Origin of the sequence: Serratia sp. UGAL515B_01 (assembly GCF_033095805.1) — a bacterium.
In the GTDB taxonomy this organism is placed as follows: domain Bacteria; phylum Pseudomonadota; class Gammaproteobacteria; order Enterobacterales; family Enterobacteriaceae; genus Chania.
Map to the genome: position 1 here is coordinate 1,760,214 of NZ_CP109901.1, position 15,415 is coordinate 1,775,628.

A 15,415-nucleotide genomic window follows, 5' to 3' on the forward strand; every position below is an offset into this window, starting at 1 on the left:
AGTAAATAAGCCGTTCGAGCAACTAGTATAGGCAGAGGGAGGATACGATGCCTGTGAAAAGCTATGGGTTCCCGTTTTTAGTGACCCGTGTTGCTGATTTACTTAAAGAGCTTTACAGACTATCGGAATGATTTTATTGGGAGGCAGAGCCAAATCACCGATTATCATATTCGACATCTTCTTTGCTTCTGGCTACTTTCAGTGATCTTAACTATTCCTAAAGAGATATTTTGTGATTTAAATCATAAAAAGGTCATGCTGACACCATTCAGCTTGCCATTTTGAGAACAATTATCAACAAGATGGTTGTTGTTCACGTTTTCACACTTAAAACCCTAATGACGATAATCGTCGTTCTACACTATGTAGCAGTGTTTGTTGTTTATTTGGCCAATATGAAGGCTTCATTCCTTTCTGGAAGCGGCATGCAGTGCTCAACTAGTGCTCAAATCTGCTTCCGATAGAGTTTGGTCATTTGCTCCAGATATTTTATTTATCGTACACACCGGGTTAAAGAGCCTTATCGCCCATGTGTAGCCGCTGTTCGAAATGATTTGGGGGAGATCAATAATTGTTTTGTAACAATATAACGAGGTAGGAGAAATGCTGTTGGTATGTGGATGGATTACCCGACTCAATTCTATTACATTAGCACGCATCAGCAGCCTCTCTTTTTACAGCTATTAAATGCGGAGTTCTTCGTGGGCCAATCTATGTTGGATTTTTCCGGCTACATTAAGTTTTTTGTTGGCTTGTTTGCACTGGTAAACCCTGTAGGTATTCTACCGGTATTTATCAGTATGACCAGTTATCAGGCGGAGGCTGGACGTAACAAAACCAACCTGACGGCCAACCTATCGGTAGCAATTATTTTGTGGACGTCGCTGTTTTTGGGGGAGGCGATACTGCGCGTGTTTGGTATTTCCATAGATTCGTTCCGTATTGCCGGTGGAATACTGGTAGTCAGTATTGCTATGTCGATGATCAGCGGCAAATTGGGTGAAGACAAACAGAACAAGCAGGAAAAGTCAGAAAGTGCAATTCGTGAAAGCATCGGGGTTGTCCCCTTGGCATTGCCATTGATGGCAGGTCCAGGGGCAATTAGTTCAACCATCGTTTGGAGTTCACGATATCACAGTTGGCCAAACCTGTTAGGTTTTAGCCTTGCGGTTGCCTTGTTCGCCTTTTGTTGTTGGCTTTTGTTTAGGGCCGCTCCGTTATTGGTACGCCTACTTGGTCAGACTGGTATCAACGTTATTACGCGAATCATGGGATTATTGCTAATGGCATTGGGCATCGAGTTTATTGTCACAGGCATCAAGGCCATATTCCCCGGATTATTATAACCACAACTATGATGCGGAACGCCGATAGGCTTTTGTACCTGTCATCATGCAAGCTCTAACGGTGTTGTCACCTCAGTCACTTATCCGAGTAAGCTCTTTGGGGTTCGTAAACCCCAAAGAGCTGTTAAAAAATAGCTGGGCCATGCATTGAAGGAGGAAGCTATATAACCCTGCTAATGCCTTACTCTTCCCGTTTCTTGCCCTAAAAACCTAATAGATGCTGAAAATTTGTCCACTGTATCCTGGGGGGGTTGTTTCATATCATTGCAGATGATATTAGAGTGCAATCCATAATAAGAAAGTGTTTATTCTTTGAATTGTGCATATTGTAAACTAAGTATCTATTTTAGGTGGTTTTACGTGCCAATCTACGCTATGCCGGCACGAAATTTACTTTAGTTTTAACATTATTGTTCTAATTTCCATCGACAATTGTAGAGGCATTTTGCTGGTGGTGAAGTAGGCAAAAGTGAAATGCTCCGCAATTTCATCAAAAGTAACGAAGTGAATGACCGGTGCCCAGCTATGGCGGGTAATGCAGAGCCAGGCACGACGGTATCGTTCCACGGCACTTAAACCACAACAGCACCTGATTAATGGGCAACGCAGATCCCTCGTCGGATCTGTGATAATAAAAATGGGAGGTTATAAATGATCAACATCACGAAAAAATCACACCTGGCTGCAGGCATTATTGTTGCGTTAGGTGTTATAGCAACTGGAAATGTATTAGCTGCTGATGTACCTGCGGGCGTTCAGTTGGCAGAGAAACAGGAAATTGTTAGAAACAACGGTTCAGAAGTGCAATCTCTTGATCCGCATAAAATAGAAGGTGTACCAGAGAACAATATTACCCGCGATCTGCTTGAAGGGCTGGCGAACAATGATTTGGATGGTTCAATTGTACCGGGTGTTGCCGAACGTTGGGATAACAAAGATTTTAAAGTGTGGACATTCCACCTGCGCAAAGATGCCAAGTGGTCGAACGGTCAGCCGGTAACGGCACAGGATTTTGTTTATAGCTGGCAGCGTATTGTCGATCCTAAAACTGCGTCCCCTTATGCCAGCTACCTGCAGTATGCTCACGTAGAAAACGTTGACGACATTATTGCCGGTAAAAAAGATAAATCCACGCTGGGCGTAAAGGCACTCGACGACCATACCTTCCAGGTCACCCTGACCGAACCGGTGCCTTATCTGGTAGAAATGACCCCGCACTATGCGATGAAGCCTGTGTATAAAGACGTCGTTGAGAAGTTTGGTGAGAAATGGACGCTGCCACAGAATTATGTCAGTAATGGTGCCTATAAGCTGAAAGACTGGGTGGTTAACGAACGCATTGTGCTTGAACGTAACCCGGAGTATTGGGACAACGCGAAAACTATTATTAATAAGGTCACCTTCCTACCAATTTCCTCAGAAGTTACAGACGTGAACCGTTATCGTACTGGCGAAATCGACATGACGTATAACAATTTGCCGATCGAATTGTTCCAGAAGCTTAAAAAAGAGATCCCAGACGAAGTTCATGTTGATCCTTACTTGTGTTCCTACTATTACGAGATCAACAACCAGAAAGCACCATTTACCGATGCTCGCGTGCGTGAAGCGCTCAAGCTGGGGATGGACCGCGATATCATTACCAATAAAGTGAAGAACCAGGGTGACGTGCCAGCTTATGGTTTTACTCCGCCGTATACCGATGGTGCGAAATTAACACCGCCTGAATGGTTCGGTTGGACACAGGAAAAACGCAACGAAGAGGCAAAGAGACTGCTGGCTGAGGCAGGTTATGGCCCAGATAAACCGCTGACCTTTTCGTTGTTATACAACACTTCCGATCTGCACAAAAAATTGGCAATCGCTGCAGCTTCTATTTGGAAGAAAAACCTGGGTGTGGAAGTGAAACTGGTAAATCAGGAGTGGAAGACCTTCCTGGATAGCCGCCATCAGGGCAATTATGACGTTTCTAGAGCTGCTTGGTGTGCCGATTACAACGAGCCGAGCTCCTTCCTGAATATGATGGTTTCAGACAGCAGCAACAACACGCCTCACTATAAAAGCGCTGCTTTCGACCAAATAATGGCTAAGGCCATATCGGCCAAAACCAAAGATGAACGCATAGCACTTTACCAGCAAGCCGAAACCCAATTGGATAAAGATTCTGCTATTGTTCCGATCTATTACTATGTCAATGCTCGTCTGGTGAAACCTTACGTTGGCGGCTACACCGGTAAAGACCCGCTTGATAATGTGTACCAAAAAAACCTGTACATCATCAAGCATTGATGCGGTAAGGGCAGGCAGGCTGCAAAGGCTGCCTGCCCACGTTAAGAACAATAAGCCGTTATCAGGCTGAAGCACAGGGTTAGGGCAATGCTTAAATTTATAATTCGTCGCCTGTTAGAGGCGATCCCGACACTATTTATCCTTATCACCATTTCATTCTTTATGATGCGTCTCGCCCCCGGCAGCCCTTTCACCGGAGAGCGTGCGCTGCCGCCTGAAGTGATGGCTAATATCGAAGCGAAATACCATCTCAACGATCCGATCTGGAAACAGTATGGTCATTATTTGGCGCAACTGTCACAAGGGGATTTTGGCCCTTCGTTTAAATACAAAGATTATACGGTGAATGACTTGGTCGCAGCCTCATTTCCAGTCTCTGCCAAACTGGGTTTTGCCGCTTTCCTCTTGGCGGTGATATTGGGAGTGAGTGCGGGGGTTGTTGCCGCCTTGAATCAGAATACCAAGTGGGACTATACGGTAATGGGGTTTGCCATGACCGGGGTCGTGATCCCCAGCTTTGTGGTGGCGCCGTTATTGGTACTGATTTTTGCTATTACACTGAAATGGTTACCCGGAGGCGGATGGAATGGTGGGGCACCTAAGTTCATTATCCTGCCGATGGTTGCTCTCTCTCTGTCGTATATTGCCAGCATCGCACGTATAACCCGTGGTTCGATGATTGAAGTATTGCACTCCAACTTTATCCGCACTGCGCGAGCGAAAGGGCTGCCGATGCGGCGTATCATTTTTCGCCATGCGCTAAAGCCCGCGATGCTGCCAGTGCTGTCCTATTTAGGCCCCGCCTTTGTTGGGATTATCACCGGTTCGATGGTGATCGAAACTATCTTCGGTTTACCCGGTATTGGGCAATTATTTGTGAACGGTGCATTAAACCGGGACTACTCATTGGTACTGAGCCTGACCATTCTGGTTGGCGGTTTAACCATATTGTTCAACGCGATCGTTGATGTGCTGTATGCCGTGATCGATCCGAAAATCCGTTACTAATTCTGGAGCACGCAAGATGTTGACAAAAAAGAACAGCGAAGCTCTGGAGAATTTCAGTGCCAAACTTGAAGTTGAAGGGCGCAGCCTGTGGCAAGATGCGCGTCGCCGTTTTATGCATAACCGCGCGGCGGTGACCAGCCTATTTGTTTTGGCGCTGATTACCCTGTTTGTGATCTGCGCACCTTGGTTATCGCCTTTTACCTACGATGATACTGATTGGAGCATGATGTCATTCCCGCCGGAATGGGGATCGGCACATTACTTTGGCACCGATTCCTCGGGGCGTGATTTATTGGTGCGAGTGGCCATAGGCGGACGTGTCTCGCTGATGGTTGGTGTGGCGGCAGCGCTGATTGCTGTTGTAGTAGGTACATTATACGGTTCCCTGTCGGGTTATCTGGGTGGTAAAACGGACTCTGTCATGATGCGTTTACTGGAGGTCCTCAATTCCTTCCCATTTATGTTCTTTGTGATCCTGCTGGTGACCTTCTTCGGGCAAAATATTCTGCTGATCTTTGTGGCGATAGGCATGGTTTCCTGGTTGGACATGGCGCGTATTGTGCGCGGTCAGACGTTGAGTCTGAAGCGCAAAGAGTTTATCGAAGCCGCTTTGGTGTGCGGTGTATCGACTCGCAGTATCGTGCTGCGTCACATTGTGCCAAACGTGTTGGGTGTGGTGGTCGTTTACGCATCACTTTTGGTACCCAGCATGATCCTGTTTGAATCCTTCCTGAGTTTTCTGGGATTAGGAACACAAGAACCACTGAGCAGTTGGGGGGCCTTATTAAGCGATGGAGCCAACTCGATGGAAGTTTCACCGTGGTTGCTGCTGTTTCCAGTGGGTTTCCTGGTTGTCACTCTTTTTTGTTTCAACTTTATCGGCGATGGTTTACGTGACGCCCTCGACCCGAAAGATCGCTAAGGAGTGCAATCATGAACATTATTGACAAGCAAGTATGGCAAACAGAATGTGATGCTGGAACGCCATTGCTGCTGGACGTAAAAGACCTGCGTGTAACTTTTTCCACACCCGATGGCGATGTTACGGCAGTAAATGACCTGAACTTCGATCTACGTGCAGGAGAAACCCTGGGTATTGTTGGGGAGTCTGGTTCGGGGAAATCACAGACTGCTTTTGCACTGATGGGATTGCTGGCCAGCAATGGTCGTATTGCTGGCTCGGCAAAGTTTCATGGTCGAGAAATCCTTAACTTGCCGGAAAATGAGCTCAATAAGCTACGGGCCGAAGAAATATCTATGATATTTCAAGATCCAATGACGTCGCTGAACCCCTATATGCGCGTGGGGGAACAACTGATGGAAGTACTGATGCTGCATAAAAAAATGAGCAAAAGCGCAGCGTTTGAAGAGTCTGTACGCATGTTGGATGCTGTAAAAATGCCAGAGGCGCGTAAACGCATGCGTATGTTTCCGCATGAGTTTTCAGGGGGAATGCGTCAGCGGGTGATGATTGCAATGGCACTGTTATGCCGACCGAAACTTCTGATTGCTGATGAACCGACCACTGCGCTGGATGTTACCGTACAGGCGCAAATCATGACACTATTGAACGAACTCAAACGTGAGTTTAATACGGCAATCATTATGATTACCCATGATTTAGGCGTTGTAGCCGGGATTTGTAACAAGGTACTGGTCATGTATGCCGGACGCACCATGGAATATGGCAGCGCCCGTGATGTGTTCTACCACCCGAGTCACCCGTACTCTATCGGCCTGCTTAATGCCGTGCCTCGTCTAGATGCTGAAGGTGAAACGTTAATGACCATTCCTGGTAACCCACCAAATTTACTGCGTTTACCAAAGGGATGCCCGTTCCAACCGCGTTGCCCTTATGCGATGGAACAGTGCTTGAGTACTCCGCCTTTGGAGCAGTTTGGTGAAGGGCGCCTTCGTGCCTGCTTTAAGCCGGAGGAGGCCCTGGTATGACTGCAACCGATAAAAGAGCGTTACTTGAAGTCGTAGACCTGAAGGTTCATTTCGACATTCATGATGATAAGCAGTGGTTTTGGCAGGCACCAAAGACGTTAAAGGCTGTTGATGGGGTTACATTACGCCTGTTTGAGGGGGAAACGCTCGGTGTCGTTGGCGAGTCTGGCTGCGGAAAGTCCACCTTCGCTCGCGCCATTATTGGTCTGGTGAAGGCGACCAGCGGTAGCGTTACCTGGTTGGGTAAAGATTTACTGGGAATGAATGAAGCGGATTGGCGTAAAACCCGCTGTGACATTCAGATGATTTTTCAGGATCCGTTGGCTTCACTTAATCCACGTATGACGATTGGCGATATCATTGCCGAACCGTTACGTACCTATAATCCTAAAATGCCACGCCAGGAAGTGAAGGACAAAGTTAAGACGATGATGATGAAAGTTGGTTTATTACCAAATTTGATCAACCGTTATCCGCACGAGTTTTCAGGTGGACAGTGTCAGCGAATTGGTATTGCTCGGGCCTTGATACTGGAACCTAAACTGGTGATCTGCGATGAGCCTGTTTCTGCACTGGATGTTTCCATTCAGGCGCAAGTGGTGAATTTGTTGCAGCAACTACAGCGAGAAATGGGACTGTCATTGATCTTTATTGCCCACGATCTGGCGGTAGTGAAGCATATTTCCGATCGTGTGCTGGTGATGTACCTAGGCCACGCAGTGGAACTGGGAACCTATGACGAGGTTTACCACAACCCGCAACATCCTTATACCAAGGCGTTGATGTCTGCTGTGCCGATCCCTGACCCGGATAAACAAAAGCAAAAACAGATCCAACTGCTGGAGGGAGAGTTGCCATCGCCAATTAATCCACCTTCCGGTTGCGTATTCCGCACCCGCTGTCCGATTGCTGGGCCGGAGTGTGCAAAAACACGCCCGTTACTGGAAGGTAGTTTTCGCCATGCGGTGTCTTGTTTGAAGGTCGACCCGTTATGATTGTCTGATTCTAAATGAAGAATAGTTAATCGAACTGCACCTTGAAAGTTGGAATTCCAACCAGTAAAAGTGCAGTTTTATTTTTGACGTGGTTATTCTTTCCATAGAATGTGACAGAGTTTATGATCTTTTTCGCGGCAAATCAGCACGCGTGCAAACACATCGTTAATTGGCTCACCATCGCTGTCCGCAAGACCAATCACAACTTCAGCGAAAAAGTCTGGGTTCAGATCGTAATCCACATGCTCAAGCCAATCTTCAGCGGGATCGTAAAGCTCAGCACCTCCGCGTTCTTCAAACTGCAAATTGAACAGCAGAATATCTGCCGGATCAAGGTTGTCGCCTGCCAGCTCAAGGAATATATCGTAAGCTTGCTCAAGCGTTTCATCGTCAGTAAGGCGATTGTTCAAGTCCATAGAAAATCCTGGTCACAAATAATTTGGCATTATTAAACCATGCTCGTTATCGCTTTTACAGCAGTGGGCTGAAAAAGTAGAAAATACGTTCCAGAATACGATGCCAAAATGGGCGTTCAGCCCATTGTTTGCCATCTAAAAGTTGTGAACGGGCGATATAGTCATCTTGTACGCAAGCCAGTTCGCTGCCAAATCCGTCGTCGTCCATAACCAACGTGATTTCAAAGTTTAACCATAGGCTACGCATGTCCAGATTAACCGTCCCAACAAGGCTAAGTTGACCATCGACCAATACACTCTTGGTGTGCAGTAACCCACCTTTAAACTGATAAATTTTCACGCCTGCGTCTAGTAATTCTGAAAAGAACGAATGGCTGGCCCAGCGAACCATCATGGAATCGTTGTCATGCGGTACGATAAGACTGACGTCTACGCCTCGTAATGCCGCAGTGCAGATAGCGTGCAACAGATCGTCACTGGGAACGAAATAAGGGGTTGTCATAATCAACTGTTCACGAGCGGAATAAACCGCCGTCAGCAGTGCTTGATGGATCATCTCATCAGGAAACCCTGGACCAGAGGCTATCACCTGAATGGTATGACCGCTTTCCTGTTCGAACGGCATGATGTTGACATCAGGGGGAGGGGGTAAGATACGCCTCCCTGTTTCGATCTCCCAATCGCAGGCGTACACAATACCCATGCTTGTTGCAATGGGGCCTTCCATCCGAGCCATCAAATCAATCCACTGGCCAACACCTGCATCCTGCTTAAAGTAACGTGGATCGACCATATTCATACTGCCGGTATAGGCGATGTAGTTATCGATCAGCACCATTTTGCGATGTTGTCGCAAATCCATTCTGCGAAGGAACACGCGGAAAAGGCTAACCTTAAGCGCCTCAACGACCTCTATACCGGCATTGCGCATCATTGCAGGGTAAGGACTACGGAAAAATTGCACACTACCTGCGGAATCTAACAGCAAACGGCAATGCACGCCACGTCGTGATGCGGCCATCAAGGACTCTGCTACCAGGTTGGCCTGTCCTCCTGGTTGCCAAATATAGAACACCATTTCAATATTATTACGCGCCAGTCCGATATCGCGGATCAGCGCATCAAATATCTCATCAGTTGTAGTCAGCAACTGCAACTGGTTACCTTTGACCCCATCAATGCCTTGCCGACGATGGCAAAGTTCGAATAATGGGCGCGCAACTTCACTGTAGTCCGTTGCAAATATTCGATTACTTTCTTTGAGCTCATTCAACCACCGGGCTGTGGAAGGCCACATCGCCTTGGCTCGTTCAGCACGGCGTTTTCCTAAGTGTAATTCACCGAAGGATAAATAGGCTACGATACCGACTAATGGCAGAATGTAGATAACTAGCAGCCAAACCATCGCTGAAGGAACTGCACGTCGCTTCATAAGGATACGCAGTGTCACTCCCGCGATCACCAGCCAGTAACCGAATACCAAGAGCCAACTCATTACAGTATAAAATGTTGTCATAAAGGCGAAAAATTCCACTCGCAAGCTACCAATATTGAGTGTACGCACAGAACAACAAAGGTGAAACCTTTTCTCTGTCGTTAAGTTGTATAAAAGTGATTGACTAAAGGCACTTGATGAAAATGAATGCATCAACTTTCAGTTGATGGGGTGAAAGTATTTTAAGCTCGGTTGTCAGTCTGCTTTAACACTGGCTTTTAGAGCAAAGTCCTGACCTTAGGACCAGGACTTTATCAACAATCTAAGGTGTTCAAAGGAACCTTGCTAAGCAGGGTAGATTAGAATCGATAACCTGCACCGAACATGAATACGAACGGATCCAGGCGTGTGTCTATACTTTGACTTGGCGCACCAGCAACATCGAAACGAACTTTGGTTTCAATGTTCATCCACCATACAGACATGTTCAACATCCAATGCTCATCAAGGTTATAATCTAGACCAGCCTGCCCGGCAACACCCCATGAGTCTTTCACGTCAAGATTGCTTAGACCTGCGCTCTTGCCGTAATCGTTAAATTCCTGTTTGAAGAATGTGGTGTAGTTGACACCGACACCCAGATAAGGTCGCAACTTGTCCTGCTTGTCCCCGAAATAATATTGTGCCATTAGCGTGGGTGGTAGTTGACGAACTGTAGCAAGAGTTCCGTCGACAGCGGCGCCGTTCAGGGAAACTTTATGGCGGAATGGTGTAGCAGCCAATAATTCAACACCGATATTGTCTGTTACCATATAACCGAAAGTTAGGCCCAACTGGGTATCGTTATTTGCGTTGAACGATCCTTGTCCTAGTACATTATCTGAACTTGCATTAGGACGAACTGTCGCAGTACCAGCCCGAAACAAGATAGAGCTCGTGAGCATTTTGGTTTGCCGCCTTTATCTGTATCTTCTTCTTCGCTCTTAACGTGGACAGACAAAATAATGGCTCAAGATATCAGCGCTATGTAACGCATGGGGTGCCACAGTGGGGCGGAACAGGGTACAATCCCCCACTGATTTATCTTTGTTCTCGATGCCAAGGAGTCTCCATGCCTATCACGGCCAACACGTTGTACCGTGACAGTTTTAATTTTTTTCGTAATCAGGCTGCCAGTATCTTGTTGTTGGCACTGCTGACATCATTTATTTCTGTACTGCTCAATCAGGCTTTCAGTCCGGATATTGAACAGCTTAAGATCCTGAGTGCGACAGAGAGTGATTTAACCTCAACCGCCGGTATGGGGATTCAGGAAATCATTCAGCAAATGACACCAGAACAGCAGGTAGTTTTGCTTAAGGTGTCAGCTGCAGCGACCTTTTCTGCGTTAGTTGGCAACCTGCTATTGGTCGGTGGAATGTTGACGCTAATTCGCCTAGTTTCTGAAGGCCAGCGTACCAGTGCGTTGCGCGCTATTGGTATTTCTGCGCCACAATTGCCACGTTTGCTATTGTTGTTGTTTATCTGCACATTGCTGATTCAACTTGGGCTGACGCTGTTCATCATACCTGGTGTGATCTTGGCAATCTCGTTTTCATTGGCTCCTGTGGTATGTGTTGCAGATAAAAAAGGCGTATTCGCTTCACTCAGATTGAGTTGCAAGCTGGCTTTTGCTAATGCCAAAGTCATCATTCCGGCAATGATGCTCTGGCTGGCTGCCAAACTGCTGATACTGTTTATGGTCAGCCATTTGTCTGTTTTGACCCCTAACGTTGCCAGCGTGGCTCTAACCGCACTGAGCAATCTGGTTTCTGCGATACTACTGATTTATCTGTATCGTCTTTATATGTTATTACGCAATTAAGTTAGAGTTGAATGCAGGGCACACTACGGTGTGCCTTTTTTGTTTCCTAGATGGTAAGGCCTAACTGAGAGAGCGGGCATCAGAATAAGCTCCTGGTTATACTCATTTTGTGAAGCCTAGCCAGCAGGGTAGTGAAGTTCGTTGTTTCACGCTCTACCAAACGTAACTTTACGTGACGGTGTAACAAACAGGGCTCAATTCATCAACTGCATGCCGAAGCGTTAGGCCATGTTGCTCTTAACAGCCTCATCTATGAACATCTAGGCTGTGCCCCCCCTTAACTGTACGCGAGCATTGCACTTTTCTGCGGTACACAGAACACGCCAAATCCGGTATAGTCTGCTGATAAACTTATTATGGATTGATTTATGAAGCAGTTTCTTGATTTTTTACCACTGATTGTCTTTTTTGCTTTTTATAAACTCTATGATATCTATGTCGCCTCTGGGGCACTAATTGTAGCCACCGCCCTGGCTTTGATATTTACCTGGCTGAGATATCGTAAGGTAGAGAAGATGACGCTGATCACCTTCGCGATGGTAGCCATTTTCGGCACGCTAACCCTGGTTTTCCATAATGACTTGTTTATAAAGTGGAAAGTCACCGTGATTTACGTTCTGTTTGCTTTGGCACTACTCATCAGCCAACTGGTGCTGAAAAAGCCGCTGATTCAACGTATGTTGGGTAAAGAGCTGACGCTCCCTGATAATGTGTGGGGAAATCTCAATATGGCATGGGCTATTTTCTTTTTAGCCTGTGGTTTAGCCAATATCTATGTGGCGTTTTGGCTGCCACAAAGTGTCTGGGTGAATTTTAAAGTCTTTGGCCTCACGGCACTGATGCTGGTCTTTACCCTGCTCAGTGGTATTTATATTTATCGCCATATGCAGGAAGAACAGAAGAAATAATAGGCTATAGAGGTTGTGTCCCTGAACGGTATGTGAGTGCAGCTGGTGGCTATTTGAGTACGAGTACCGTGGGCATATGATTTGATAATTTTTGATAAGCAGATGTAATGACAGAACAACTCTCTTTGCCCGGTGGTGAACTGGTGCTGCGAACGCTGGCAATGCCAGCAGATACCAATGCTAATGGTGATATTTTCGGCGGTTGGTTAATGTCGCAAATGGATATTGGTGGAGCGATTCTTGCCAAAGAAATTGCGGAAGGCCGCGTAGTGACCGTGCGGGTAGATGGGATCACTTTCCTGAAGCCGGTCGCTGTTGGTGATGTCGTCTGTTGTTATGCCAACTGTATACGAACCGGGCGGACTTCTATTACCGTTAATATTGAAGTTTGGGTAAAGAAGGTTTCCTCTGCTCCAATAGGTCAACGGTACCGTGCGACTGAAGCTGTCTTCACCTATGTTGCGGTGAATGAAGTTGGCAGCCCACGCGCTTTGCCAGAAGGTAAAACCAACTTCAACGCCAACCCTCAAAAGTGAATCGCCGAGTGAAAGAAGGTCGCTTGAACGACCTTCTTTTGTCTTTATTCGCTATCAGTTTAAGTCTGTAGAGCCATCTATTTTGAAAACGATTGTTTTCGTCAGATTCTGTGCTGGCTTTGCTTCATATCGCCATTTACGCATTGCCTGCTTCACTTCACGTTCAAACATGTTACTCGGTTCTGCTGACAAGATACGGAGGTTAGTTATTCGTCCATCGCTGTCAATATCGTATAGTACCTTAACCTTCCCTTCAATTTGCAATGCCCGAGCACGTGGAGGATATATAGGTTTAGAAAGACTCAGTACCTTCGGTTCCACTTTCAGGGAGTTTCCTGGAGCTGGGGCTGAGGGAGCCTGTTTGACCGGCGCTTTATCGATTGGCTTAGCCTCCGATTGATTCTGGGACTCGGAAGGTTCTTCTGTGTTAGTTTTTTTTATTTCACGTTGAACAGTTTTCTCAACTTTTGGTTTTTTGGGTTTGGGCTTTGGTTTCTCAGGTACAGGTTTTGGGAGCGCTACAGGTATCGGCACTGGTGGCTCAGGAATTGGCTCCGGTTCTGCTTCCTCTTGTGGCTGTGGCTCTGCAGCAGTGGGAGGCGGAGGTTCAGCCAGAGCAGCCATGTTGACCATCATGACGCTGACAGGAGCATCTTCCTGTTTAGGCAGTGTTATCACTTCTTTGGCAGAGGCATAAAGCAAAGCTGCCACCAAAGCGCTATGTAAGCCAACGGAAAACACAATTGGCACGGAAATACGGCGAATAGGGAACATCTTTTTTAGCAGCATAATGGTTCGTTTCCTCTGGTTTGCCAATTCTAAATGCAAATAGCAATCATATTCAATAAGGAAAAGAGAACTCTTGCTTTTATGGGCACTGATTGACGTTATTGAGCGTAAAAGGCCGTATTCTTTAATTAACCGTGCATAAATACTTCTAGTCGATTTGATTCATAACCAAGCTGGATTGGCAACAATTGTTGCAATACAACAGTGTTCCTTTACATGGCGTTTTAGGCTACTTTGTTACCGCTATTTTATAAACATGATTTTAAAGGTGAAATATGCTTTATCTGATCTATGCTCAAGACCGGCCCAATACGCTGGAACAACGTTTGGCAGTTCGTCCCGCTCATCTGGCTCGTCTGCAAGCATTACGTGACGAAGGCCGACTTGTTGCCGCTGGCCCTAACCCAGCAGTTGACAGTAATGATCCAGGCCAAGCTGGATTCACCGGATCTACCGTGATTGCCGAATTTGCCTCATTGGAAGAGGCGCAATTATGGGCAGCACATGACCCTTATGTCGATGCTGGCGTGTATGGAGAAGTCACGGTAAAACCCTTCAAGCGGGTGTTTTAGGGTAAGTGAGGGATGAGGCTGCGTTAAGCTTCGAACGCTAAGCGAGAGATGTTGATCTCACCATTCGTCAGTGTACTTGAACAGGGGGGAAGTGCTCGCCCCCCGCACCTCGTCTTTCACCAAGTCAGGCGTTTGCTAACACAAATTCTAATGCGGCAATGAGTTTATCCATTCCAGCTTCTACTTTGCTGCGTGGGCAACCGATGTTTAGCCGCAGGAAGCCACGGCCTTCTTCGCCGTAGGTGAAGCCGGGCATGATGGCCACTTTCTCACGATCTATCAACACTTGTTGTAACTGGTGATCGTCAATCCCTAGCGGTCTTAAATCAATCCAGGCCAGGTAAGTTGCTTGTGGCGGTTGCCAGTTCAGTTGAGGGAAAGACTGATGTAATCGTTCAGCGACGTAAGCCAGATTTTGTTGCAGATATTCACGTAAAGCATCTAGCCATGGTTCGCCATGACGATAAGCGGCAATATGAGCGGCGACTGCCATTACCGCAGGGGAGGAGAGCCCGTCGCGGTTTTTTAATGCCAAGGTATAACTTTCCCGTGCATGCTTATCGCTGATCAAACCGTAGGCACCGGTGAGAGCGGGAATATTGAACGTCTTAGAACCCGAGGTCAGCAGTGCCCAAGATGTTGTTGCTACCTGACTCCAAGGAATATGTTGATGTTTCCCCCAAACCATGTCCATGTGGATTTCATCGCTGATCACTTTCACATCGTGGCGTTCACAAAGTTCAGCCATTTGTTGAAGCTCTTCTTGGCGCCATACTTTGCCCGTCGGATTTTGTGGGCTACAAAGCAACAGGATCTTGGTCTGTGGCCGGGCCAGTAAAGCCTCCAGATGGGCCATATCGCAATGCCAGTCGTTATCCACTTTATTCAGGGGACAAGTAAGCAGTTGACGCTGATTCCCAAGAACCACCTTATAGAAAGCGTCATAGGCTGGGGTGTGGGTGACGATATACTCACCTGGCTCAGACCAGATACGGATCATCTGTGCCACCATGTAAATCACTGACGGGCCATATACTGCAAGCGAAGTGTCGACAGACGTATTAAATCGCTGATGATACCAATGTCTCACTGCGCCAAGAAAGTCTTCGTGTTGCCAGCGGCTATAACCCAATACGCCGTGCTGTAGGCGTTGCTGCAAAACGTCCAGTATGCAGGGAGCGGTGGAGAAATCCATATCAGAGATAGTAAAAGGCAGCAGGTCGGCACTGCCAAATCGGTCGGCAATGTAGTCCCATTGTGTACACCAGGTACCATGGCGGTCGACTGGAGTAGAAAAATCAAACATG

General features: G+C 46.9%; 14 protein-coding genes and 1 pseudogene. 10 read left to right on the forward strand and 5 right to left on the reverse strand.

The window, feature by feature from the left end; all coding sequences use genetic code 11:
* Positions 1–701: 701 nt before the first annotated feature.
* From OK023_RS08130 to oppF, 6 genes are all read left to right on the forward strand, one after another.
* Entirely contained in the window at positions 702–1,346 is a 645-nt protein-coding gene (locus tag OK023_RS08130) for a YchE family NAAT transporter (protein ID WP_317696741.1), read from the forward strand.
* Positions 1,347–1,997: 651 nt separating this feature from the next.
* Complete coding sequence (gene oppA / locus OK023_RS08135) at positions 1,998–3,635, forward strand: oligopeptide ABC transporter substrate-binding protein OppA (protein ID WP_317696743.1); 1,638 nt, start codon at positions 1,998–2,000, stop codon at positions 3,633–3,635.
* A gap of 87 nt (positions 3,636–3,722) precedes the next feature.
* A complete protein-coding gene (gene oppB, locus OK023_RS08140) occupies positions 3,723–4,643 on the forward strand; it encodes an oligopeptide ABC transporter permease OppB (RefSeq protein ID WP_317696745.1) in 921 nt (306 codons plus the stop codon).
* Between the two features lie 16 nt (positions 4,644–4,659).
* Positions 4,660–5,565, forward strand: a complete 906-nt coding sequence (oppC, locus tag OK023_RS08145; RefSeq protein WP_317696748.1) for an oligopeptide ABC transporter permease OppC — start codon at positions 4,660–4,662, stop codon at positions 5,563–5,565.
* 11 nt (positions 5,566–5,576) lie between these two features.
* Positions 5,577–6,593 carry an ABC transporter ATP-binding protein gene (locus OK023_RS08150; RefSeq protein WP_317696750.1) on the forward strand — a complete coding sequence of 339 codons (1,017 nt, stop codon included), beginning with the start codon at positions 5,577–5,579 and terminating at the stop codon, positions 6,591–6,593.
* Complete coding sequence (oppF, locus tag OK023_RS08155; protein ID WP_317696752.1) at positions 6,590–7,588, forward strand: murein tripeptide/oligopeptide ABC transporter ATP binding protein OppF; 999 nt, start codon at positions 6,590–6,592, stop codon at positions 7,586–7,588. Before OK023_RS08150 ends, oppF begins: the two co-directional genes overlap by 4 nt.
* Positions 7,589–7,680: 92 nt before the next feature.
* Here oppF and OK023_RS08160 read toward each other — a convergent pair whose 3' ends face one another.
* The 3 genes and pseudogenes from OK023_RS08160 to ompW form a co-directional block, all read right to left on the reverse strand.
* Complete coding sequence (locus OK023_RS08160; protein WP_317696754.1) at positions 7,681–8,004, reverse strand: HI1450 family dsDNA-mimic protein; 324 nt, start codon at positions 8,002–8,004, stop codon at positions 7,681–7,683.
* Positions 8,005–8,059: 55 nt separating this feature from the next.
* Positions 8,060–9,520, reverse strand: coding sequence for a cardiolipin synthase (gene cls / locus OK023_RS08165; protein WP_317696756.1), 1,461 nt, complete (start codon positions 9,518–9,520; stop codon positions 8,060–8,062).
* 278 nt (positions 9,521–9,798) lie between these two features.
* Positions 9,799–10,365: pseudogene (gene ompW / locus OK023_RS08170) on the reverse strand (outer membrane protein OmpW); the annotation flags it as partial.
* A gap of 185 nt (positions 10,366–10,550) precedes the next feature.
* On the opposite strand from ompW, the gene OK023_RS08175 reads away from it, so the two are divergent.
* The 3 genes from OK023_RS08175 (at position 10,551) to yciA (ending at position 12,747) form a co-directional block, all read left to right on the forward strand.
* A complete protein-coding gene (locus tag OK023_RS08175) occupies positions 10,551–11,303 on the forward strand; it encodes a YciC family protein (RefSeq protein WP_317696761.1) in 753 nt (250 codons plus the stop codon).
* A 368-nt stretch (positions 11,304–11,671) separates the two neighbouring features.
* Positions 11,672–12,211, forward strand: a complete 540-nt coding sequence (locus OK023_RS08180) for a septation protein A (protein ID WP_317696764.1) — start codon at positions 11,672–11,674, stop codon at positions 12,209–12,211.
* 107 nt (positions 12,212–12,318) lie between these two features.
* Complete coding sequence (gene yciA / locus OK023_RS08185; protein ID WP_317696767.1) at positions 12,319–12,747, forward strand: acyl-CoA thioester hydrolase YciA; 429 nt, start codon at positions 12,319–12,321, stop codon at positions 12,745–12,747.
* A 54-nt stretch (positions 12,748–12,801) separates the two neighbouring features.
* Here the strand turns inward: yciA and tonB are convergent, their stop codons facing one another.
* Entirely contained in the window at positions 12,802–13,536 is a 735-nt protein-coding gene (gene tonB, locus OK023_RS08190) for a TonB system transport protein TonB (RefSeq protein WP_317696768.1), read from the reverse strand.
* Positions 13,537–13,811: 275 nt separating this feature from the next.
* Between tonB and OK023_RS08195 the strand changes: the two genes are divergently transcribed.
* A complete protein-coding gene (locus tag OK023_RS08195; RefSeq protein ID WP_317696770.1) occupies positions 13,812–14,108 on the forward strand; it encodes a YciI family protein in 297 nt (98 codons plus the stop codon).
* Positions 14,109–14,232: 124 nt separating this feature from the next.
* Here the strand turns inward: OK023_RS08195 and OK023_RS08200 are convergent, their stop codons facing one another.
* Positions 14,233–15,414 (reverse strand): MalY/PatB family protein, encoded by a 1,182-nt coding sequence (locus tag OK023_RS08200; protein WP_317696773.1) that lies wholly within the window; start codon positions 15,412–15,414, stop codon positions 14,233–14,235.
* Position 15,415: the final 1 nt, after the last annotated feature.

Excerpts from the sequence above, each read along its gene's own strand:
- OK023_RS08200 (WP_317696773.1), bottom strand. The coding sequence starts at position 15,414 with ATGTTTGATTTTTCTACTCCAGTCGACCGCCATGGTACCTGGTGTACA.
- oppF (WP_317696752.1), top strand. The coding sequence starts at position 6,590 with ATGACTGCAACCGATAAAAGAGCGTTACTTGAAGTCGTAGACCTGAAG.
- oppA (WP_317696743.1), top strand. The coding sequence starts at position 1,998 with ATGATCAACATCACGAAAAAATCACACCTGGCTGCAGGCATTATTGTT.
- yciA (WP_317696767.1), top strand. The coding sequence starts at position 12,319 with ATGACAGAACAACTCTCTTTGCCCGGTGGTGAACTGGTGCTGCGAACG.
- cls (WP_317696756.1), bottom strand. The coding sequence starts at position 9,520 with ATGACAACATTTTATACTGTAATGAGTTGGCTCTTGGTATTCGGTTAC.
- OK023_RS08175 (WP_317696761.1), top strand. The coding sequence starts at position 10,551 with ATGCCTATCACGGCCAACACGTTGTACCGTGACAGTTTTAATTTTTTT.
- OK023_RS08195 (WP_317696770.1), top strand. The coding sequence starts at position 13,812 with ATGCTTTATCTGATCTATGCTCAAGACCGGCCCAATACGCTGGAACAA.
- OK023_RS08160 (WP_317696754.1), bottom strand. The coding sequence starts at position 8,004 with ATGGACTTGAACAATCGCCTTACTGACGATGAAACGCTTGAGCAAGCT.
- OK023_RS08180 (WP_317696764.1), top strand. The coding sequence starts at position 11,672 with ATGAAGCAGTTTCTTGATTTTTTACCACTGATTGTCTTTTTTGCTTTT.
- oppB (WP_317696745.1), top strand. The coding sequence starts at position 3,723 with ATGCTTAAATTTATAATTCGTCGCCTGTTAGAGGCGATCCCGACACTA.
- tonB (WP_317696768.1), bottom strand. The coding sequence starts at position 13,536 with ATGCTGCTAAAAAAGATGTTCCCTATTCGCCGTATTTCCGTGCCAATT.
- OK023_RS08150 (WP_317696750.1), top strand. The coding sequence starts at position 5,577 with ATGAACATTATTGACAAGCAAGTATGGCAAACAGAATGTGATGCTGGA.
- oppC (WP_317696748.1), top strand. The coding sequence starts at position 4,660 with ATGTTGACAAAAAAGAACAGCGAAGCTCTGGAGAATTTCAGTGCCAAA.